Source organism: Amycolatopsis keratiniphila, assembly GCF_000400635.2.
Taxonomy (GTDB): Bacteria; Actinomycetota; Actinomycetes; order Mycobacteriales; family Pseudonocardiaceae; genus Amycolatopsis; species Amycolatopsis keratiniphila.
Window position 1 is genome coordinate 3,764,329 of sequence record NC_021252.1, and the last position, 20,875, is coordinate 3,785,203.

The following is a 20,875-nucleotide window of genomic DNA, read 5'->3' on the forward strand; positions in this document are numbered from 1 at the left end:
ATGTTCGATACCGCACCTGTCGCAAATCCACATGATCGGGAGTCTGCGACCTCCAGCGCGCTGGAGGTCAAGACGCGTCTTCCCCCGGCTCGGCGAGCCGGGGGAAGACGGCTGATCAGCTGACGGTCGTCTTGCCCAGGACGGCGTCCTGGTCGGGCGGGTCGAGGGTGAGGTTGACGTCGAACTCGCCGAGCGAGCTGTCGGTGACGATATGCGAGGTCGCCGCGGGGTCCACGCTGCTGGTCGCCTCGCCGGCGGGGGTCCCGGCCGGGATGGTGAAGTCGACCTTGCCGGTCGCGGTGAACTTCAGGGAACCTTCGGCAGGCACCTCGGTGTCCGGGATCGGCAGTTCGATGGGGATCGACACCTTCTGCTCGCCGAGCGCGACGTTCACCTTCGAATTGATGGTGCCGGAGAGCTTCTTGGCGCCGACCAGCCGGAGCCCGTCACCGGCGGCCTGGCCGGCGTCGACGTCGAGGGTGAACGGCACCGAAATCGGCTCACCCGCCTTCGCCGTCGCCGGGATTTCCGCCTTCACCACCACCGCCACCTGCTGGTCGCCGATGATGGGGAAGCCGCCCTTGTACGTGAGATTCTTTTCGACGGCGGCCGCGGTCCCGGCCGCGGTGAGCATTACGGTTCCGGCGACCACGGCCGCGATCCCGGCCGCGCGGAATCGCCGGACACCCTTCCGTACGAGGGTTTCCGTCATGTCAGGTCCTTTCGTCGTTGAATGGGCTCGAAACCGAATGTAGGTGGAAAGTCACCAACGAGGAAAGGAAAAGATCTCTCGCGTTTTCTTTATGCTTCGATCTTGTCACGCGTATGTGGAATAACGAGTTCTCGAATTGTCACGCGAAGGCGGAAAGGGGGAATGCCGCCCGTATTCTTGTCACGCCGGTGACAGGTGCCCCGTCCGTGCGGCGAACGACTATCGTCTTGATCGTGACCGAACGACCTGAGCCGTGGCACCACCGGACCCGCCGGTTTCTGCGCGCGACGGACCAGCGCAGGGAACTGGTGCGCGGCGCGCGGTTCCTCCGCGGGCTCGTCCCCGGGGCCGGCGAGCCGCTGGCGCCGTCGACCGGACGCTCGTCCGACCGGCTCGCCCGCCTGCTCGCCGAAGCGGGTGCGGACCGGCCCAGCGCCACCCGCGAGCTGGGGCTGGCCGCGGTCCAGGCGTGGCAGGCCGTCCGGCGCTCCGGCGCCCCGGCGGTGTCCGCGGACGGCATCACCGTGCTGTTCACCGACCTCGTCGGCTTCTCGACCTGGGCACTGGAGGCCGGCGACGACCGCGTGCTGCAGCTGCTGCGGGAGGTCTCCAAGGTGACCGAGTCGATCGTCATCGGGCACCGCGGCAGTGTCGTCAAGGGGCTCGGCGACGGGGTGATGGCCGTGTTCGCCGACCCGGGCGAGGCGGTGAACGCCGCCTACGAGACGTGCTCCGCCGTCAGCGTGATCAAGGCCGAGGGCTACCTGCCCCATCTGCGCGCGGGACTGCACCGCGGGAACCCGCAGCGGGTCGGCGACGACTACCTCGGCGTCGACGTGAACATCGCCGCCCGGATCATGGCCGCCGCCGACGGCGACGAGGTCCTGGCCAGCGCCAGCGTCGTCGAAGAGCTGGACCAGGACATCTTCACCGTGCGCCCGCGCCGGAACTTCCGGGCGAAGGGGACCCCGAGGGACCTCCGGGTCTTCCGGGTCGTTCCCCGGTACTCCTCGTGAGTGGCGAAGGACGGCTTCGCCACTCACGAGGAGTGGGCTAGCCGGGCATCTCCGAAGGCTGCGAGTCCAACCCCGGCCGCGCCTTCGTCCAGCCGCCGCGCGTGAAGTCCGGTACCGCCACCGGTTTCCCGCCGCGCGCGAGGGAGACCACGCTCAACGGCACGGGGGAGCACCAGGCGGCCGAGTCGTAGACGTCGATGTCCGGCACCAGTCCGGCGCGCATCTGCTGCACGATCCGCCACTGCAGCACGTAGTCCATACCGCCGTGCCCGCCGAGGTTCGGGTCGTCCTTGAGCTTCTTCCACAGCCAGTGCTCGTGGCGCTCGCGATACGGCCCGAAGTCCTTCCACGCGTGCCCGCTGTGGTCGGGCTCGACGTAGATCCGGGCGGGGTAGTCCTCCACGATGCCGCGGCTGCCGGCGAGGCTGTTGATGCGGCTGTACGGCCGCGGCGAGCTGACGTCGTGCTCGGCGCGGATGATCCGGCCCTGCTCGGTCTCGATCAGGCAGGTCACCAGGTCGCCGTTGATGTAGGTCTCTTTCCACGACGGGTGACCCGCCGGCATGTGGCGTTTCCGGTAATCGGCGAGGCCCTTCGGCTCGGTCGCCGTGGCGCGCAACGTGGCGAACCGGTCGCCGCGGTTGACGTCCATGCAGGCGGCGATCGGCGCGAGGCCGTGCATCGGGTAGAAACTCGCCGTGCTGCGCGTGTGCCACTTTCGGCGCCAGGCGTCGGTGTAGTACGTGTCGGAGAACAGCAGCTCGCGCAGGTCGTGCAGGTAGCCGCCGTGCCCGTTGGTGACCTCGCCGAAGACGCCTTGGTGCGCCATCTTGAGGATGGCCAGCTCGTTGCGGCCGTAACTGCAGTTCTCGGCGAGGAACAGGTGTTTGCGGGTCTGCTCGCTGGTGTCGACGAGGTCCCACAGCTGGTCGAGCTCGGTGGCGATGGGCAGCTCGACGCCGACGTGCTTGCCGGCCAGCAGCGCGGCCTTGCCCTGCGGGTAGTGGAACTCCCACGGCGTGGCGATGTAGACGAGGTCGATGTCGTCGCGCGCGAGCATCTTCTTGTAGGCGTCGGCGGACCCGCCGTACTCCGCGGGTCGTGGCTTCCCGGCGGCGGCGAGCTTGTCCGCGGCGGCCTTCGCGCGCTCGGCGCGGATGTCGCAGACGGCCGTGACCGCGGCACCCGGGACGGCACTCCAGCCGCCGATCATGGACATCCCGCGGTTGCCGAGACCGATCATCCCGATCCGGACGGTCTGGTGCCGCTCGAACGGGACGCCGATCATGCTGCGCTGGCCGGGACGGCGGGGCGAAATCGCGGCTTCTTCCGCGGCGGTGGCGCTCGCCGGTATCGCGGCGAGCGCCCCGGCGGCGAGCGCGCCGCCGAACAGTGTCCGCCGGGAGACAGAGGGCAGGTCGGCCATGAAGAACACTCCTTCGTGTCGCCTTCGGTGCCCAGACCTTGTCTAATCGCCGCCGGATATGTCAAGAGATGCGCCAAAGTGAGCACTAAACTGCACTAATGAGCAGTTTGAGTGCTTGTTGATGGGTGTTTCGCGCAACCCGGGTGCGCGTACACACCCGGGTCGCGCGCCGGCTCAGCGGCGGATCATCACCTGGTCGATCGACTTGCGCACCAGGTTCGGCACCACGCAGTCGTCCGTCGGATAGCCGACCGGGATGACGGCGAACGCCTTCTCGTTCTGCGGCCGTTCGAGCAGTTCGCCGAGGAACCGCATGGGCGACGGCGTATGCGTCAACGCGGCCAGCCCGGAGAGGTGAAGGGCGGTCAGGAGCATGCCGACCGCGATGCCCACCGACTCGTCGACGTAGTAGTGCTTGTGCTTGGTGCCGTCCTCGTCGAGGAAGTAGCGCTGCTGGAAGACCACGATGAGGTACGGGGCGTCGGTGAGGTGGGTCTTCACGGCGTCGGTGCCCAACGGGCGCAAGGCGGACAGCCACTCCTCGCCGAGCCTGCCCTCGTACGAAACGCGTTCCTCCGCTTCGGCGGCCTCACGAATCCGTTGTTTGGTGGCGGCGTCCTTGATGAGGACGAACGTCCACGGCTGTTGGTGTGCGCCGCTGGGCGCGGTCGAAGCCACCGCGATGGCGTCGACGACCACCTGCTCGGGCACCGGATCGGTCGAGAACATCCGCACGGTGCGGCGGCTGTCCATCCGACGGCGCAGATCGGCGGCGGTGGCCAGCGATTCTTCCTCGGGCATACGCGCCGGACGGTAGGGCACCGGCTCGAAGGGGGCGCCGTAGGTCGGGGTCCACTGTGCTGCGGTCATGGTGGCGATTCTGTCGGCGGGACGGGCTTTCGGGAAGCCCCGGCGCCGGGTTATGTCCCTGGAGTTATGCCGCCATCTGTCTCAAGTGGACGGACGCCGGGCGTCGTAACCGGTGGGTGGTTTCAGTACCTAGAGGGGCACTTAGCGGTGGTCACGGCGAACAGATAAGTACCTACTGCACGACTTTCGGCGGTTTCCGGTTTCTCTTGCCGCGTCCCAGAATCAGCACACCCCGTCCCCATCGCGCGGCCGGATCCCGGCCGCAGAAATGAGTCGGAACCATGCGACTTCGCTCCTTCGCACTGATCGCCGGCACCGCCTTCGCGGCGCTGCTCGGCGTCACCGCCCCCGTGGCGTCCGCCGCGGAAACGTCCTCCGACGTCCAGCCGATGATCATCGGCGGCCAGAACGCGACGAGCGGCCCGTGGGCGGCCAGGCTCTTCGCCAACGGCCGGCAAACGTGTACCTCGACGATCATCGCGCCGCAGTACATCCTGACCGCGAAGCACTGCGTGGCCAGCAGCGGCACGTTCACCTTCCGGATCGGCAGCCTCGACCAGCAGAGTGGCGGCACCATGGCCACCGGCTCCACCGTCACCCGCCACCCGAGCGCGGACCTCGCGATCGTGAAGCTGACGACGTCGGTCAACGCCACCTACTCGCCGCTGGGCACCACCGCCAACGTCTCCGTCGGCCAGACCGTCCAGGTCTACGGCTGGGGCGCGACGAGCCAGTGCGGCTCGGAGATCAACTGCCAGTCGCGCTACCTGAAGGTCGCCAACGTCTCGGTCACGTCGGTCTCTTGCCGTGACTACAACGGTGGCATCGCGGTGTGCGCGCGCCGCGGCGACGGCATCACCGCCGGTGGGGACTCGGGCGGCCCGATGTTCGCCTCCGGCCGTCAGGTCGGCGTCGCCTCGACGAGCGACCGGCAGACGACGACCGCGTACACGAACATCACGCGGTACCGGCCCTGGATCCAGCAGATCGCCGGGGTCTGAGGTTCGGTTGTAGCGGGGCCCTTCTCGGCTTTGTCGGGAAGGGCCCCGCTCGCTGGCTTGCACATCCTGATGTTCTGCTCGTCCGACTCGACGTCACCGCCGCCCGGTTGGCCGCCGCAGGCGTAAGGCATGGCGGAGTGCACACGGTGCGACGTCCGGCCGGGTTTGGCGGCGGAAGGCAGGATCGGCGTCGTCGCGGACCTGGACCAACGGGACCCGCCGACGCCCTTCCGCGCTGCCCGCTCTCGTCTCGTGCACCGTTGCCGAACACGAATTGAGCCTGCCGAACGATGTACACCGAACGGAGTCCGGTGGCAAATTGTGTGGTCAGGGGCCGACCACGACCGTACGGTGAGCCCATGGATGCCGGGCTCGCGGAGCGCATCGAGGCGAACGTTGCCGAACATGCCTGTCACCTGCATCGACGTACCAAAGGTATGACCGTTACGGAAACCGATGATCTGGTGATCGCCGACAGCGGTATCGAAGGTGATGTCGGTACCGGTGCCGAGATCTTCAACATCGTCGCGAACGCTCGTTTCGCGCCGGATGAGGTGAAGAACCGTCTCTCCCTCACGGCGTTCAAGCTGCGTTTGACCGGCCGGGCCTTCTCGTGGTCGGCCGGTCCGAATTCCGCGGATATGCCGTTCGGCTTCGTCGAACTGATGGCAGGGAAGAGGGAAGCCGCGATGTGTGCCCGCACCGCGGACATCTCGGGTGCAGGGCCGTACCCGGATCTGGAGATCCGCCGCGTCCGCACCCCGGAGGAACTCGCCGACTACGCCCGAATCCTGGCCGCCGACTGGAATCCACCAGCCGTCACCGTTGTGGAGTTCTACGATCGTGTGACTCCGTCCGCCCTCGCCGAGGACTGCCCGGCGCACTATCTGCTCGGTTACCACCATGGCGAGCCGGTGAGCGCAGGCGAGATTTTCCTGCACGCCGAGGTCGCCGGTATTTACAACATCTCCACACTGCCCGCCTCCCGGCGCCGGGGATTCGGCGGCGCCATGGCCTTGGCCGCTGTGGACAGGGCTCGCGCCGCCGGTTACGACACCGTGGCGATCCGAGCGTCCGCCGACGACGAGCCGGTGTACCGCGGGCTCGGTTTCCGCTCCGGTGGCTGGTACACCGAGTACCCCGTCCCGATCGTTCCGTTGGAAGACCGCGGCCACACCACGCGGGAGCAGCTGATCTCCATCGGCTTCGAACACGTCCACGTGGAAAACGAGCGCTACGACGGCCCGCAAGCCGGTGTCGCCGACATCTCCGGCGTTCCCCACTACTTCGTCAGGCTGAACAGCTTGTTCGAGGACGGTGATCAGTTCTCCGTCTGGCCGATCGACGACGAGAGTTTCGCCCTCGAACAGGAAGGCTGGCGTCTCTATGTGAAAGCGTGGGATGCGGGGGACCGTAAACCCGCGCGCCTCGTTGAGCTCGACGCGTTGCTGGAGGTTCGCCGTACCACGCCGCCCGCCATGGCACGAACGATGTTCGCGCAATGGCGTTTCGACGAACGCGATGCGCGCCACGACGACCGCGGACCTACCTACATGATGCGCTGGCGCTAGTGGATACATCCCCGGCAGCGCCCGGCCGGTCGTGCCGCTGGGTCATCCGGGCGGGAGAACATGCCGCCGACGGTGTTCGCGGGGAGTGACTCCGCGGTCGGCTCGGAACGCTCGGGTGAAGTCAGCCGGCCGGGGAAATCCCCAGCGCGCCGCGATCGTGTGCACGGGCGTGTCGAGCAGGGCGGGGTCGGCCAGATCATGGGCGGCCCGTTCCAGGCGCTGTCGTCTGATCCAGGCCGCGACCGTCTCTTCCTGGTCCTTGAAAAGGTTGTGCAGGTGGCTGCGGGAGATGTGGTGGGCCGCGGCGATCGAACCGGGTGTCAGCCCGGGGTCGTGCAGGTTCTCTCGCACGAAGTTCCGGATCCGGAGGACGAGAGTGCGGCGCCGGCTCTCGGCCGGCACGGACGAGCCACTGTCCAAAGCCCGGCAGCAGAGCGCGGTCACCAGGTCCATGACCGTTGTCTCCAGCTGTGCCGCGTCCTCGGGGCGATACGAGGCCGCGTCCCGCACGATCTGGGTCAGCACTTGGGCCAGGAGAGCGCCGTAACCCGATTTTCCGTCTAGCGGGTGGCCGACCAGTCGCTCGATCCGGCTTCGTCGCACGGGGATCCGGCTGTAGGGCACTCCTAGTGACGTTTCGGTGTGGGTTCCGCCTACCACCGGGATGTCGTAGAGCAGCGCGGAATCCACGACCGACCAATCGCCCGGGCGGAGCACGACGTCGTCCTTTCCGATCCCTATGCTCCGGGATTCCACGGAGAACGACAGCCGGATCTCTTCCGTGTCAGCGCGTGCGACGATGGCCGGCGTACGCCGCAGGAGCATCGACGGCACCGTGCCGGTCATCGCCGACACGACCAAGCCGCCCATACTCAGCACGCGTTGATCCGATCGCAGGTCAGGCCGGTGATCACCGCGGAGCTTGACGAGCACGTTCGCACTGAGGCGGCCGAAGAAGGCGTCGACCCGGTCCGAGACAGGCAAGTCATCGGTCCGGAAGTCCATCGTGGTGAGCATCTTCCCCCTTCTCGATGATCGCCTACGGCCAGTGTGCTGCCCTTGGAAGCGAAAGGCAGCAGGCATTCGGTCGAAAGATCGGCGACTGAATGCTCAGCGATGGCGACGGAGTGCGAACGACATCCATGCCGTAGTCCGGGAAAGTTGACGACGTGATCGACGTAGGACTACCTCCGCATCAAGGACTCGAAAGGAAAACCTATGTCATTCAGCGCACGAATTCGGCTTCTCCTGCTCGCTGCGGGTATCGGCTGCGGTGTCGCACTGGTTCCCGTCGGTATCGCGCTCGCCGACGACGGTCGGCCCGTGGCCGAAATCGCCGGCCCCGAAGCGAAAGCCCGGGTGTTGAATACCGTCGAGGTCTCGTCTCAGAGACGGGCCTGCAACACGACAGTCGAGCAGCCCGGCGGCGTGAACACCACGATTTACGTGTACTACAACAACTGCGGCACGCTTCGCCTGCGTCTCACTCCCTTCGGTCGAGCCGTCGCATTCGACGGCTTTTACACCTATGTCGGCTCGTGCGCCGTGGTCCCGGGTGGGGCCACCGTCGGCTGGGCGGTAAGCCCGAGTCAATTCCCGCCGGTGGAAACCCACAACTGGGGACTCACGAACTGCATGTGACGATCCGAAACTCCATCGGCGAGGAGTGACTGCTCCGGCGTCTTGGGCCGGAAACCTGGAGACAGCGGCCGGCGAGCACCACATCGAGTGGGAGTTGGACGAGGAGTTCCAGTGGGGGGCCAACTGCTCGCCGGCCGCAGTCGAGGAACCGTGCATTCACCAGGACGAACGCGGAATCTTCTACCGGGGACGGCTCGGCCTCATCGAGATTGAGGCCGAGCCGCCACTGGCGCACTTGGAGCTGGTCGACGTGGTGATCGACCTCGGCCATATCGAGGGCCTGCCTCGAGGGATGGCCGGCGCGTGGGTCGAGATCAACCTGAAGCCTGAAAAGATCAGGGTCTATCCCTACGAAATATGACTTGCCGTGCACTGCCACCGGTCGCTCAATGGTCGTCTCGTCGGCGTGACAGGACGTTGGCAGGATGCGGACAGCGGCGCCGGAACCGTGTGGCAGAGGGCTAGCCTGCGCTCGTGGAACGACAGGGGCAGCAGCAGTGGTTTCCGGATTTCCCGTCCCAGCCCGATTACCCGGCGCCTTCGCCGAAACGGCGTCGCACGGGGATGCTCGCGGGGATCGCCGTCGGCGTGCTGGTGGTGATCGCCGGTCTGGTGGCCGGGCTGCTGGTGTTCCTGAACAGCAAGGACGACAGCGCTGCCTCATTCTGGCCTATCAGCGAGAGCGGTACCTCCCGAACCCCGCCGGCGCCCGGCTGGAAGACCCTGGAGCTCGGGCTCGGCGTGTTCGTCGAGGTGCCACCCACCTGGCAGCCGGTCGACGGAACCTTCATCCCGGACGCTCGAACCCGAGGCGCGCGGTACAAACCGGGCTACTGCGCAGCGAATCCGAAAGCCATCCTCGGCCAGTTGTACCTCGACCGGGCGCGTATCACCGATCCGATGGCGGCCGCGGCGGACGCGTTGATGTATCGGGGAACGCGGGCTTTCCGCAGCGGCGGTCAGGTGTCTTCCGGCCCTGTCGGACGCCGCCCGGACGGCGGGGCGCAGGTGCAGGGCACGGTCACCCCGCACGGCAGGGACGAGTGCGACCCGCCGTCGACCACCTACCGAGTGGTCGCCTTGCCCACCGCGCAGGGGACGCTGCTGGTCGTGGTGTGGGGTGACCTGCAGATGCCGGACTCGCCTGCCGAAGAGGACCTCACCAGGATCGCGGACAGCGCGCGCCTCGCGGCATGAGCGGATATCCGGCATAGGTGCAGACCCAGGGCTGGCCATCAGTGTGCGGTGAGTCCGCCGTCGATGACGAGTTCGGTTCCGGTGATGAACGAGGATTCGTCACCGGCCAGGAACAGTATCGAGGGAGCGATCTCGGCGGGGTCGCCCGCACGCCGCATTGGGGTGCGCATGATGTCGGGTTGCCGGTCGCCCTGCTCGTCGAGCAGGGCTTGGATCATCGGGGTGGCGACGACCCCGGGGTGCACCGAGTTGACCCGGACGCCGCGGGTGGCGTATTCGACGGCGGCGGTCTTGGTCAGCAGCCGCACTGCTCCCTTGGTCGCCTGGTACGCGGCGGCGGCTCCACTGCCGACCAAGCCGAGCACTGAGGAGGTATTGATGATGGAGGCGTTGCCGGAGGCGCGCAGCAGGGGCATGGCGGTCTTCATCCCGAGCCACGTGCCGGTCTGGTTGATCGCGACCACCTGGTCCCAGCCGTCCTTTGTGGTCTCCTCGATGCCGGGCCAGTCCAGGACACCGGCGATGTTGACCAAGATGTCCAGGCGGCCGAAGTGCCGCCGGGTCAGCTCGATCGCCGCGCTCCAATTCTCCGGCGAGGAGACATCCAACCGGACGGCCAGCGCATCGGTGCCCTCGGCTTCCAGGCGTGCGGCGAGCTCGTCCGTGGTGTCCTGGGAGATGTCGGTGACGACCAGGCTGGCTCCTTCTCGGGCGAACAGTTCTGCGGTGGCTTGTCCGATGCCACCGGTCGCGCCCGTGATCAATGCGACTTTGCCGTCGAGGCGTCCACGCATGACGTGCTCCTTCTCTCGTTGTTGCTAGGAGTCAGGCGGCGGTGTAGCCGCCGTCGGCGGCGACGACCGCGCCGGTGATGAAGCTGGAGCGGGGCGACGCCAGAAAACCGATCACCTCGGCGATCTCGTCGGGCTGCGCGACGCGGCCGAGGGAGTGGGCGTCGCCGAAGGAGCGCAGATACTCCCGGCTGTCGGCCCGGAAGTTGTCGAGCATGTCGGTCTCGATCACACCGGGGGCGACGACGTTGGCCCGGATGCCGTGCGGTCCGCCCTCCAGCGCGAGCACCTTGGTCAACTGCGCTAACGCTCCCTTGGCCGCGCTGTAGGCCGCGGCCTCGGCCAACCCGACGGTGCAGGCGAACGACCCGACGGTGACGATCACACCCCCGCCGTGTTCGCGCATGACCCGGAATGCTTCCCGGGCGTGCAGAAACGCCCCTCGGGCGTTGATCGACATCAGCTCGTCCCAGTCGGTCGCGGTGGTCTCGGTGATCGGCTTGTTCACGGATCGACCGGCGTTGCTGACCAGGATGTCCACACTGCCGAACCGGTCGATGGCCGCGGCCACCGATCGCACCGCGGTGTCCTCTCGGGACACGTCGCCGACCAGGGCGGACACGCGGTCGAACCGGGTGGCGAGACCATTCACCTCGGGGCGGAGGTCAGTCGCCAGCACTCGCGCGCCGTGTGCATGCAACCAGGCGACCGTGGCCGCGCCGACCCCGCGGGCGGCACCAGTGACCAACGCGACCTTGCCCGCCAAGTCGCCAGAGATCGGTGGCAGGCTCATCGCCGGGCCTGCCGGTGATCGGCGGCGGACTCGCGATACAGGACGAGATGCTCGTGGTGGAGCACGCCGTCGCGGATGTCGCCCGTCGCGGTGAAGCCGGTGTCGTCCACGTAGTCGAGGTGGTTCCCGGTCACGGTGTAGCGACCGGTGTACGCGCTACGCCGTTCGCCGCGTGCTTCGTCGTAGCGCCCGTCGGCGCGCAGCTCCTGCCGGATATGCCCGTCCGCGGTGACCCACATGCCGACCACGTCGATATCGCTTGTCATACCGACCAGCGTCGGCGACGGCGAAAAGCGATGGCAGGACGTGTGGTGGCTGGGTGCGCCGCACCCACCCAACCGGACGCGCAGCGATCTAGCATGATCGCCATGGGCAGTGGTGAGCTGGGAGCGTTCCTGCGAGCGCGCCGTGCACAACGATCTCCGGAAGACGCGGGCGTGCTGTACTCCGGCCGTCGCAAGGTGACCGGGCTGCGCCGCGAAGAAGTCGCCGTGCTCGCCGGAGTGAACGTCGACTACTACACCCGGCTGGAACAGGGCCGCGAGACCCACCCGTCACCGCAAGTGCTCGACGCCCTGTGCCGCGCACTGGATCTCGACCCCGACGCCCGCGAGCACCTGTACCGGCTGGCCGGTGCCACACCGGACGACACGCCCGCTCCGGTACTTCAGACCGTGAGCCCCGAACTGAGGCAACTCATGGACGGCTACCCGCACACCCCGGCCTTCGTGCTCAACCGCATCCTCGACGTACTGGCCACCAACGCCCTCGCCGACGCGCTGTTTTCACCATTCCGCGCGGTGGACAACCTCGCCCGTATGACCTTCCTCGACCCCGCGGGACGACAGTTCTACGCGCGCTGGGACTGGACCGCACAGGCCACCGTGGCGAACCTGCGGGTGGCCGCAGGTCTCAACCCGCACGACCCCGCCCTGCGGCACCTCGTGGCCGAACTGAGCGAAGGCAGTGCGCAATTCCGCGACTTGTGGGAAACCCACCAGGTGCGCGGAAAGACCCGCGAACCCAAACACCTCGTACACCCCGACGTCGGCCCGCTCACCCTTGCCTACCAGGCATTCGACGTGCGCAGCGCCCCCGGTCAGCAACTGATCATCTACCACGCCGAACCCGCCACACCCAGCGCCCACACCCTCGCACTGCTGAGCAGCCTCCACGCCGCCACAAACCACACGCGCACGGTCGACACCTTGGATTCTGCGCCGCTCAAGCCAGGAGCCGCTGACCGATGGCGTTGATGGACAATTTCTCGGGTGTTGGGGCCGCGAGGTCCTTCGGGTTGCCTGCCGACAGCCGCACCAGCGCGATCTCGCCGCCTTTGTCGGACGGCTCAAGCGTGGTGAAGTTCGGACGCCTTACGCGCCCGATGATTCGCCACGTTGACGCGGTTCCCGCAGAGTCCTGGCATGCAATAGCGCCGCCGTCCGGGACGCGTCGTGTCGATGAAGACACCCTGGCAAGCCGGCGCGCCACAGGCGCGGAACCGTGCCACGTCGAGTGACTGGACGACGCCGAGTATCCCGACACCGCAGATCAGGGAAAGCGCGTCGACGACGGTCGCGCCCTGTCGGAGCGAAACGGTCCATCGAGAGCGGCCCGAGGTGGCATCGAGGGAGACGTCACCGACCGACGAGGTGAGCGAGGTGGCGCCGGTGATGAGGCGTGCCTGGGCCGGATGGTCGATCAGATCGCGCACTGTGGCACGCAGCCGGTGAACGGCGCGCAGGTCACCAGGCCGCGTGCTCACGGGTATCGAGTGCTGCTCGGCGAAGGCGGCAACAGTCGCCAGGTCAGGCAGCTTGTCCGCCCCGTGCCACACCTCCGGCGCAGTGTTGACCAGGTCGGTCGCGACGCCCGCCGCCCAGACGTAATCGTCTAACGCCACTTGCATCCCTTACCGGCCTCTCGTACGTTCGCGGTTAACTGACACTTTAACCCTTACCGGGAGGTTCATCGTGGAGATTGACGCGTTGGTGTTCGACATTCTCGGCACGCTCGTCGACGAGCCGGCCGGGATCCACGCGGCCGTCCAGCAGGCCGCGCCGGATGCCGACGCCGACGAGCTGGTCAGGCTGTGGCAAGGCCACGTCGAAACCGAGCAGCGGCGCATCGTCGCGGGGGAGCGGCCGTACGTCCCGAGTGACGTTCTCGACCGCGAAGCGGCCCAGCTCGCCACTAAGACGGACGTGGTGCCGAAGCTCTCGCCGTGGCCCGACTCCGTCGAAGGGCTGGCGAAGCTCGCTGAACACCACACGCTGATCGGCCTCTCCAACGCCAGCCGGACGAGCCTGCTCCGGATCAACGCCCATGCCGGCCTCCGGTGGCATCAAGCGCTCTCCGCGGAGGAGGCGCAGACCTACAAGCCGGATCCGGCGGTCTACCAGTTGGCCGTCGACGTGGCCAGGACGAAGCCGGAGCGGCTGCTGATGGTCGCCACCCACGCGTGGGACCTGAGGGGAGCGCAGAGCGCCGGTCTCCGGACCGCCTACGTCGCGAGGCCCGTAGGCGACCCGCCGTCCGAGGCGGACCGGTTCGACTTCCACGCCGACGGCCTCGCCGATCTGGCCGTTCAGCTCGCAAAACTTCGGATGTGATCAAAACTGTCGGTGCCTCCCGCTAGGTTCATCCCAGTCCCCACCGAGGCACCCCCGCAAGGAGAAGATGCGTTGTCAGACTGGGAAAGAGCAAGCACGGCCCGGGTTTTGCCACCCGCTCGCCCGCGCAAGCTCGCGAAGGTCCCGTTCGTCGAACTGGCCGACGGACGGGTGCAGGGCGTGGTGTCCAGCGGGTCGGACATCGGCCGGGTGTACGTCTCGTCTGTCGCGGCGAGCACGTACGAATTCTCCTGTAGTACCAACAACAACCGGCCGTGCGGCGGGGCGCGGGGGATGTTCTGCAACCACATTCTCGCCCTGATCAACGAATCCACCCTTCAATACGGTGCCGAGCGAGTAGCGCGGTACCTGCGCGTCGAGGTTCCCGAGCCGACAGCTCAGGCCATTTCGCAGACCATGGGCGCGACACGGCCGTCGCAGGGTGACAGCACCGCCGCGGCTTCCGTGTTCAGCCAATTCCTGCGGCACTTGGCATACCTGGAATTCGAAGCGTCGACGGCGCCGGTGCCGGAGCTTCAGTGGTTCCCGTCGACCAGGGCGGCGGTGGTCTGATGCGCGTCGATCTGCTCACCGATCCCATCGCGGGCCTCGACGAGGCGCTGGCGGTTGTCGACGCCTTCGACGACGTGCTCGTCACCGGGTTGCTTCGTCCTCAGAAGATCGCCGGTCTGACCGAGCTCGCCGATGCCGTCGCCGGATCGCCCTTGGCGGCGCGCGTCGCGGAGGCGGCAGAGAAGACTGCGGCCGGTGCGGCGGGGGAGGAACACTTCGTTTCCCTTGCAGCGGCGAGGACAGCGGTGTTCGGCTCCGTGCACGACGCGGTCTTCGCGCGCCTTGCCGAAGCGACTGGTCGGCCGCAGGGCGAGGACTCGACCCGGCCGGCTTCCGCGACTGATTCGCCGAATCTGCTGGCGGCCGCTCGGTCGTGGCTCTCGGACCTTGCCCGTGCCGGTTGGCAGGGTATCGACCACGACCTCATCTCGGGCTCGGCGCAGGTGATCTCGGCGCTGCTCGCCGAGCCGAGCCTGCGCCGGCTGGCCGTGCTGCTCGACGGTTTCGCGGCCGAGCTCGCGGCGTCGTGTCCTGGTGCGGCGCTGGAGCGCGTCCCCGCCCGGCGCTGGGGCGATCTGTGGTCGCGGGCGATGATTCTGACCCTGCCCATGGCGGCGCCGGAGGTCGGCACGGTCACCGGCCGCTTACTGCCGCTCGGGGTCGACCTGCTGGAACACTCGACGGCCGCACAGGCCCAGGTCCACGCCGTGTTCGAACCCGAAGACGGCACGGCGCCCCGTCTCGTGCGTGCGAACGTAACCGTGCCCAAACCGGACACGATCATCGGCGCCGGGATCTGGCAGTTGCTGCGCCCGCATCTTTCCCTGCTCACGGCGATCAGCGAGGGCCGCTCCATGGACCTCGCCGGCATGCCGGTCACCGCCGAGGGCGACTTGCTCTGGCAGGACGAGCACGCCCGCCTCGGCGAGCCCGCGGACGCCTTCTCCACGGCGCGCGTCGTTCTGCCGAAGGCCGTCACCCCGGCGGTCGCGCCACTGGACCGGCATCCGGTGCGGATCGCCGTTCCTGTCTTCCTCGAGGGTTACGACATCGAGGGTGACGAAGACGAGGTCACGTTCCTCTTCGCCGGGAATCGGCTCTTCGTCGAGACCGACCGCATCCCGGCGGCCGGTCCGCTGACACCGAAGGCCGTCGCGAGTTCCAGCGCGTGCATCGGCCTGATCCGGTGGGACGGTGGATTCCGCCTCCAGCCGCTCGCCGTCGAGACCACCGTGCGGAAGAAGACCACCGCCGTGCACGCCGGAGCCTGGGCCGGCGGCACCACGGACAAGGCCGGGGTGAAAGCCGAGAAGGCGGCCACCGACGCCGCGGCCGTGCTGCGCGAGCGCGCCGGAAGGTTGCTGCGGAAATGACCGAACCCGAGGACAACCGCCGCCAGGTCCTGTACTGGCGGCTGCTCGCCCGGCTCTTCGACACCGAGGAGCAGGCCGCGCTCGAGTCGGCGAGTGTGGCCGTGGTCGAGGACATCGGCTTGCCGTCGGCGCTGCTGGATCCGAACGTCGCGGTCGACTCGGTCGTCCAGCGTCATCCGGAGCTGGCCGCCGAGTTCGACGGCCTGATGGTCCCCGAAGCCGAGGACGGCCGGGACAAGGCGGCGGAGGTGCGGCGCGCGGCGCTCGTGTCGAAGGTGCTGTTGAACGTCTTCGCTCAGCCGCCGCACACGGTGACCGCCGGCCGGCTGTCCTGCTGGCAGTCCGACGCGGGCTGGCTGGAGCGCGCGCTCGGCTGCCGCCCGGGCGAGTTGCGCGGTGGTCGTTCCGGAGGCGCTCCGACCGGGCTCGGTGGCACAGGCGGGGGCGGCACACCCGATCTGAGCACCCTGCTCCCGGCCATCGGCCCGGACCTCGGCGACATCGAGGCGGACCTCGTCAAGCGGATGCATCTGCGCGAGGTCCTCGCCGATCCCGCGCTCGCGGCGAAGCTGAGCCCGAGTATGTCCCTCATCGAACAGTTGTTGCGGGACAAGGACAATCTGTCCGGAGTGGCGTTGGCCAACGCCAAGTCGCTCATCCGGCGCTACGTCGACGAGATCGCGGAGGTCCTGCGGACCCAGGTCGAGAAGGCCTCGACGGGCAAGGTGGATCGTTCGGTCCCGCCGAAGCGCGTTTTCCGCAACCTCGACCTCGATCGCACCATCTGGAAGAACCTCACCAACTGGAGCCCGGAAGAGGAACGGCTCTACGTCGATCGCCTCTACTACAAGCAGACCGCGAAGAAGACCACACCGCAGCGCCTCATCGCGGTCGTCGACCAGTCCGGCTCCATGGTCGACTCGATGGTCAACTGCGCCGTGCTGGCCTCGATCTTCGCCGGACTGCCCAAAGTGGACGTTCATCTGATCGCCTACGACACACAGGCGCTCGACCTCACGCCATGGGTCCACGATCCGTTCGAGACGCTGCTGCGCACCAATCTGGGCGGCGGCAACGACGGCATGGTCGCGATGGGACTGACCCAGCCGAAGATCGCCGAACCGGCGAACACCGTGGTGGTGTGGATCTCGGACTTCTACGAGACCCGCGTCGAGCAGCTCTTCGAAAGCATGGCCGCGATCCACCGGTCCGGGGCGAAGTTCATCCCGGTCGGTTCGGTCACCAGCGCCGGCCGGGGCAGCGTCAATCCCTGGTTCCGTGAGCGCTTCAAGGATCTCGGCACGCCCGTGATCTCCGGCCACATCACCAAACTCGTCCACGAACTCAAGACTTTCCTCACCTCCTGAACTCCCCGAAAGGCACGACATGTCCGACCTGTTGCGCGCCCCCGCCGAGATCAAGTACGCCGAAGAGCTGGACTGGCTGGAGTCGGTCGACGACAACCCCAAGCCGTTCGCCTGGCGCCTGTCCCCGAAGATGCTGCGCCTGTTCATCCTGGGATCCGAGCGCGCCGACGGCCTCGACCGTGAGATCTCGCAGAAGTGGTTCGGCGACCGGAGCATCGTCGAACGGGCCATCGTCACGCTCGCCTCGGACCGCGGGCTCCTGCTGATCGGTGACCCGGGCACCGGCAAGAGCTGGCTCGCCGAGCTGCTGGCCGCCGCGATCTCCCGCAACTCGACCCTCGTCGTGCAGGGGACCGCCGGCACCACCGAGGACCACATCAAGTACTCGTGGAACGTCTCGATGGTCATCGCGAAGGGCCAGTCCCGCGAGTCGATGATCCCGTCGCCGATCATGACCGCGATGGAGGCGGGCTCGATCGGCCGGTTCGAGGAGCTGACGCGGTCCACCAGCGACGTGCAGGACGCGCTGATCTCGATCCTGTCGGAGAAGTACATCTCGGTACCGGAGCTGGACAGCGACGGCATCGTCTTCGCCAAGCCCGGCTTCTCCGTGATCGCCACTGCCAACAGCCGCGACCGCGGGGTCAACGATCTGTCGTCCGCGCTCAAACGCCGCTTCAACTTCGTCCGAATCCCAGTGGTGACGAACAAGAAGAGCGAGGCGGAGATCGTCCGCTTCCGCACCGAGGAACTCCTGCGCCGCCACCAGATCGAGCTGGACGTGCCGCCGACGCTGCTCGATGTGCTGCTGCGCAGCTTCGGCGACCTTCGCGCCGCGGCGGCGTCGGCGGGCAGCGACGACGAGAAGCTGGAGTCCGCGTTGTCCACGGCCGAACAGATCGGCGTGCTCGAAGACGCGGTGCTGCACAGCAACTTCTTCGGGGAACGCGCGCTCACCGCCCGCACCCTGGCGTCGTCGCTGGTCGGATCGCTCGCCCGTCGTGAGCCGGAGGATCTGGCGATCCTCAACAAGTACCTGCACGGCGTCGTCGAGCCGCGCAGCAAGGACGAGGGCGGGGACTGGCCGGAGTTCCTCGACGGCGGCCGCGACGCGATCGCCTCCCTCTCGTGAGCGGCGCCTTCGAGGCGTTGCGCGGCCAGTTGCAGGAGGCCGCGGCCGCCTTCGCCGACGGGCCCGGCGCACTGGAGGGCATCCTGCTCGGACTCGTCGACGACGTCGACCGCGCGGTGCGCGAGCCGTTGGAGATCTTCCCGGTCTGCCACCATTCCCCGGCTTCCGCCGTCGCGATGGCACGGCGGCTGCGGGAGAAACAGCCGAAGGTGGTCTACCTCGAACTGTGCGAGGACATGGCGCCGTTGCTGACCGAGCTGCGCAACTGCCGTCTTCCCGTGGCGGTGCAGGCGTTCGCGACGGAGGTGAAGGGGTTCCCCGCGGAGTGGGCGCCCTTGTCCGTGGTCGCGCCGATCACCGAGGCTTCGGCGGAGTACCAGGCGATCGCGTACGCCCTCGACACCCCGGGCGTCGAACTCGTGCTCGTCGACCGGTCGGCGGACCATGTCTTCCAGTGGGACGAGCGTGTGCCGTCCTCCGATCCGGACGCTCCGCCCGCCGAGGAGGAGGCGGCGCTGCACGGTGACGCGGTCGGTGTCGAGATCGGCGATCTTCGGCCCCGGTTCGCCGAACTCGAGGAACACCTGCTGCGGCACGGGCGGGTGCGGCACTGGTCGGAGTGGTGGCACCAGTACGTCGAGCTGCCGCTCGGTGACAGCGACCACGACACCTATCGCCAGGTCATGTTCCTGATCGGCAGCCTGTTCCGCCGTCTCGCGCCGGGGGACACCCGGCACGTCCGGGTGGACGAAGACCGCGAGCGCTACATGTGGACCCGCATGCGCGAGCACCTCGCCGCGTCAGGGGCGGACCCGGCGGAGTGCCTCTACGTCTGCGGCGCCTTCCACGCCGCCAGCCGGGTCGCGGAGTTCGGCGTCGAAGGTGCGGACGGGTTCGTGATCAGCCCGCGCAGTGAGAGCACCTGGCAGTACGGGCTGATCCCGTCGAGCCACGCCTCGATCGAGGCGCAGTTCGGGCTCGCCGGGGGATCGGTGTCGATCGCTGCGACCGAGTGGGCCAAGAACCTCAAGCGCACCAAGGTGAAGCAGTTCCAGCTGGAAGGGCAGGTGGGCGGCCCGAAGCGGAAGAAGGCCGCGGAGCTGCCCGCGCCGACACCGGATCCGGTGGCAGTGGACCCATCGGACCAGCTTTCCGGCTTCCTGCAACGACCTCCGGTACTCGACCGGCTGGACGAGGCCGAGCTGCTGGGCTGGTCGGTCGAGATCGTGCGGGCGGCGCGCCGGAACGGGTACCTGTCCTCGACGGCCGACGCCATCGCGGTCTTCGAGACCTCGATCCTGCTGGCGGGCATGCGTGACCGGGCCAAGCCGACACCGTACGACTTCCAGGACGCGGCGGTCACCTGCATCGAGAAGGACGTCGTGCCCGGCAGGCGCGACATACGCCGCCTCGTCGAGATCATGATGGGCGGCGACCGGATCGGCCAGGTCGGGTACGACGCGTTGCCGCCCTTGGCGCGCGACGTGCACGACAGGCTGGAGCCGCTGGATCTCAAGCTCCAGCAACGAGGTGTGCAGCGGGCGCTGCTCGACATCGCGTCGCGGCCGGAGCTGGAGCCCTGCTCCGATCTGCTGTGGATGCTGCGCTACCTGATGCCGCACGGTGCGGCGAGGCCGATCATGGGCGAGCGGCGGCTCGGCGAGCGGCCGATCCAGGAGTCGTGGGATCTGGCGCTGGGCACTCACCAGCGGGCCCTCATCGAGCTGGGGTACGAGGGGGTCAGCGTCGAGCAGGTGCTGGAGCAACGGCTTCGGCGCGCTGCGTACCATCCGCAGGCCACCGCCGCGAAGGTGCTCGGAGCGGTCGAAGACGCGACGCTCTACCTTCGCAGCGCGCGGCTCGCGGGGGAGTTGGGGACGCGCGCCCTGGAGGTGCTGGCCACCGAACGGACCGTCGACGGCGCTCCGGAAGTGCTGCGGCGGGTGCGCAGGTTGCTGGCGCACTACCGGACCAGCGAGCCGGTGCTGCCCCGATGGATCGAGGAGTTCGTCAGGACGGGGTACGCGCACTACTGCACCCTGCTCCCGGCGGCCTTCGCCGACGAGGAAGCCGGTGTCGAGCAGGTCGCCGCGATGCTGGGCTTCCTGTTCAGCATGGAGTCGCTCGCCTTGTCGCTGGGATGCGACCGCACCCAGCTGGAGCTGGCGATCGTCGGATCGCATCCGCAGGAGCCGTCGAAAGTGGCGTTGCTGTGGGCGGCGCAGGTGCAGCTCGGCCGTCTCTCCCGGGCGGAGCTGCGGGAGCGATGCGCCGGACTGCTGGCGAACCCGATGGTGCTGCCCGCTTATCCGCGCTACCTCTCCGGGTTCGTGCACGCGCTGGAGCCGGCGCCGGGGCTGGCCGACTTCGTCGTCGAGGCGGTGTCGAACGCCTTCGCCGAGCTTCCGGACAGGTTGCTGTTGCCGTGGTTGCCGACGTTGATCACCACCCTGCGGTCCCGGGGAGCCGAACTGGTGCCCTTGCTCGTGCGTGAGGCCGGTCGGATCTTCCCCGGCCGTCTCGCGGCGCTCGACGAATGGGTTCCGCCTTGGAACGACCAGCCGGAACCCGTCGCGGTGGCGAGGAAGGCCAAAGGCGGCCTCGCGCTGCTGGCGGCGCATCCGGCGGCGTGTGACGCGGTGGCGGGTCTGCTGGGCTGCGATGAGCCGTGGGGGAGCACCACGCCCACGGGGTTGGCGTTGCTCGAGCGGTATCCGGACTCCGCCGCCGCGTTGGAGGAGGTGCTCACCGGAGTGTGAACGGATGGGCTGTCGCCGGGAAGTCCGGCGACAGCCCGATC

At 68.1% G+C, this 20,875-nt stretch carries 21 protein-coding genes; 13 read left to right on the forward strand and 8 right to left on the reverse strand.

Translation table 11 applies throughout. From position 1 onward, the window contains the following. Nucleotides 1-115: 115 nt before the first annotated feature. Complete coding sequence (locus AORI_RS58150; RefSeq protein WP_016333788.1) at nucleotides 116-712, reverse strand: DUF6801 domain-containing protein; 597 nt, start codon at nucleotides 710-712, stop codon at nucleotides 116-118. Nucleotides 713-939: 227 nt separating this feature from the next. Here AORI_RS58150 and AORI_RS58155 point away from each other — a divergent pair, with 227 nt between their 5' ends. Continuing rightward, nucleotides 940-1,728 carry an adenylate/guanylate cyclase domain-containing protein gene (locus AORI_RS58155; protein WP_016333789.1) on the forward strand — a complete coding sequence of 263 codons (789 nt, stop codon included), beginning with the start codon at nucleotides 940-942 and terminating at the stop codon, nucleotides 1,726-1,728. Nucleotides 1,729-1,765: 37 nt separating this feature from the next. On the opposite strand, the gene AORI_RS58160 is transcribed toward AORI_RS58155, so the two are convergent. Continuing rightward, nucleotides 1,766-3,154: a Gfo/Idh/MocA family protein gene (locus tag AORI_RS58160; protein ID WP_016333790.1), complete on the reverse strand. Its 1,389-nt coding sequence runs from the start codon at nucleotides 3,152-3,154 to the stop codon at nucleotides 1,766-1,768. Nucleotides 3,155-3,328: 174 nt separating this feature from the next. Beyond that, nucleotides 3,329-4,024 carry a nitroreductase family protein gene (locus tag AORI_RS58165; protein WP_016333791.1) on the reverse strand — a complete coding sequence of 232 codons (696 nt, stop codon included), beginning with the start codon at nucleotides 4,022-4,024 and terminating at the stop codon, nucleotides 3,329-3,331. Between the two features lie 281 nt (nucleotides 4,025-4,305). Between AORI_RS58165 and AORI_RS58170 the strand changes: the two genes are divergently transcribed. Both AORI_RS58170 and AORI_RS82630 read left to right on the forward strand, forming a co-directional pair. Continuing rightward, the gene (locus tag AORI_RS58170; protein ID WP_016333792.1) at nucleotides 4,306-5,025 is read left to right on the forward strand and encodes a S1 family peptidase; all 720 of its coding nucleotides are present in this window, start codon (nucleotides 4,306-4,308) and stop codon (nucleotides 5,023-5,025) included. Between the two features lie 359 nt (nucleotides 5,026-5,384). Then, the gene (locus AORI_RS82630; RefSeq protein ID WP_200870975.1) at nucleotides 5,385-6,596 is read left to right on the forward strand and encodes a GNAT family N-acetyltransferase; all 1,212 of its coding nucleotides are present in this window, start codon (nucleotides 5,385-5,387) and stop codon (nucleotides 6,594-6,596) included. A gap of 42 nt (nucleotides 6,597-6,638) precedes the next feature. Here AORI_RS82630 and AORI_RS58180 read toward each other — a convergent pair whose 3' ends face one another. Beyond that, nucleotides 6,639-7,613, reverse strand: a complete 975-nt coding sequence (locus tag AORI_RS58180; RefSeq protein ID WP_016333794.1) for a helix-turn-helix domain-containing protein — start codon at nucleotides 7,611-7,613, stop codon at nucleotides 6,639-6,641. Nucleotides 7,614-7,814: 201 nt separating this feature from the next. Here AORI_RS58180 and AORI_RS58185 point away from each other — a divergent pair, with 201 nt between their 5' ends. The 3 genes from AORI_RS58185 (at nucleotide 7,815) to AORI_RS58195 (ending at nucleotide 9,434) form a co-directional block, all read left to right on the forward strand. After that, complete coding sequence (locus tag AORI_RS58185; protein ID WP_016333795.1) at nucleotides 7,815-8,237, forward strand: hypothetical protein; 423 nt, start codon at nucleotides 7,815-7,817, stop codon at nucleotides 8,235-8,237. Between the two features lie 94 nt (nucleotides 8,238-8,331). Further along, nucleotides 8,332-8,598 carry a hypothetical protein gene (locus AORI_RS58190; protein WP_123798418.1) on the forward strand — a complete coding sequence of 89 codons (267 nt, stop codon included), beginning with the start codon at nucleotides 8,332-8,334 and terminating at the stop codon, nucleotides 8,596-8,598. A 113-nt stretch (nucleotides 8,599-8,711) separates the two neighbouring features. Then, nucleotides 8,712-9,434, forward strand: a complete 723-nt coding sequence (locus AORI_RS58195; RefSeq protein WP_016333797.1) for a DUF8017 domain-containing protein — start codon at nucleotides 8,712-8,714, stop codon at nucleotides 9,432-9,434. 38 nt (nucleotides 9,435-9,472) lie between these two features. Here AORI_RS58195 and AORI_RS58200 read toward each other — a convergent pair whose 3' ends face one another. From AORI_RS58200 to AORI_RS58210, 3 genes are read right to left on the reverse strand one after another with little or no spacing between them, the layout of a single operon-like run. Then, nucleotides 9,473-10,228: an SDR family NAD(P)-dependent oxidoreductase gene (locus tag AORI_RS58200; protein ID WP_016333798.1), complete on the reverse strand. Its 756-nt coding sequence runs from the start codon at nucleotides 10,226-10,228 to the stop codon at nucleotides 9,473-9,475. 31 nt (nucleotides 10,229-10,259) lie between these two features. Continuing rightward, entirely contained in the window at nucleotides 10,260-11,018 is a 759-nt protein-coding gene (locus tag AORI_RS58205) for an SDR family NAD(P)-dependent oxidoreductase (RefSeq protein ID WP_016333799.1), read from the reverse strand. Further along, entirely contained in the window at nucleotides 11,015-11,284 is a 270-nt protein-coding gene (locus AORI_RS58210) for an Atu4866 domain-containing protein (protein ID WP_043848086.1), read from the reverse strand. Before AORI_RS58210 ends, AORI_RS58205 begins: the two co-directional genes overlap by 4 nt. A 102-nt stretch (nucleotides 11,285-11,386) precedes the next feature. On the opposite strand from AORI_RS58210, the gene AORI_RS58215 reads away from it, so the two are divergent. Then, nucleotides 11,387-12,274, forward strand: coding sequence for a helix-turn-helix transcriptional regulator (locus tag AORI_RS58215; RefSeq protein WP_046199957.1), 888 nt, complete (start codon nucleotides 11,387-11,389; stop codon nucleotides 12,272-12,274). 92 nt (nucleotides 12,275-12,366) lie between these two features. Here the strand turns inward: AORI_RS58215 and AORI_RS58220 are convergent, their stop codons facing one another. After that, nucleotides 12,367-12,921: a CGNR zinc finger domain-containing protein gene (locus AORI_RS58220; RefSeq protein ID WP_016333802.1), complete on the reverse strand. Its 555-nt coding sequence runs from the start codon at nucleotides 12,919-12,921 to the stop codon at nucleotides 12,367-12,369. Between the two features lie 70 nt (nucleotides 12,922-12,991). Here AORI_RS58220 and AORI_RS58225 point away from each other — a divergent pair, with 70 nt between their 5' ends. From AORI_RS58225 to AORI_RS58250, 6 genes are all read left to right on the forward strand, one after another. After that, a complete protein-coding gene (locus AORI_RS58225; protein ID WP_016333803.1) occupies nucleotides 12,992-13,630 on the forward strand; it encodes a haloacid dehalogenase type II in 639 nt (212 codons plus the stop codon). Between the two features lie 108 nt (nucleotides 13,631-13,738). After that, complete coding sequence (locus AORI_RS58230) at nucleotides 13,739-14,203, forward strand: hypothetical protein (RefSeq protein WP_016333804.1); 465 nt, start codon at nucleotides 13,739-13,741, stop codon at nucleotides 14,201-14,203. Continuing rightward, a complete protein-coding gene (locus AORI_RS58235; RefSeq protein WP_228688369.1) occupies nucleotides 14,203-15,576 on the forward strand; it encodes a hypothetical protein in 1,374 nt (457 codons plus the stop codon). The genes AORI_RS58230 and AORI_RS58235 overlap by 1 nt, the downstream gene beginning before the upstream one ends. Further along, nucleotides 15,573-16,943 carry a VWA domain-containing protein gene (locus AORI_RS58240; protein ID WP_016333806.1) on the forward strand — a complete coding sequence of 457 codons (1,371 nt, stop codon included), beginning with the start codon at nucleotides 15,573-15,575 and terminating at the stop codon, nucleotides 16,941-16,943. The genes AORI_RS58235 and AORI_RS58240 overlap by 4 nt, the downstream gene beginning before the upstream one ends. A gap of 19 nt (nucleotides 16,944-16,962) precedes the next feature. Then, nucleotides 16,963-18,075, forward strand: a complete 1,113-nt coding sequence (locus AORI_RS58245) for an ATP-binding protein (protein WP_016333807.1) — start codon at nucleotides 16,963-16,965, stop codon at nucleotides 18,073-18,075. After that, nucleotides 18,072-20,834: a DUF5682 family protein gene (locus tag AORI_RS58250; RefSeq protein ID WP_016333808.1), complete on the forward strand. Its 2,763-nt coding sequence runs from the start codon at nucleotides 18,072-18,074 to the stop codon at nucleotides 20,832-20,834. Before AORI_RS58245 ends, AORI_RS58250 begins: the two co-directional genes overlap by 4 nt. The last annotated feature ends 41 nt before the right edge of the window (nucleotides 20,835-20,875 follow it).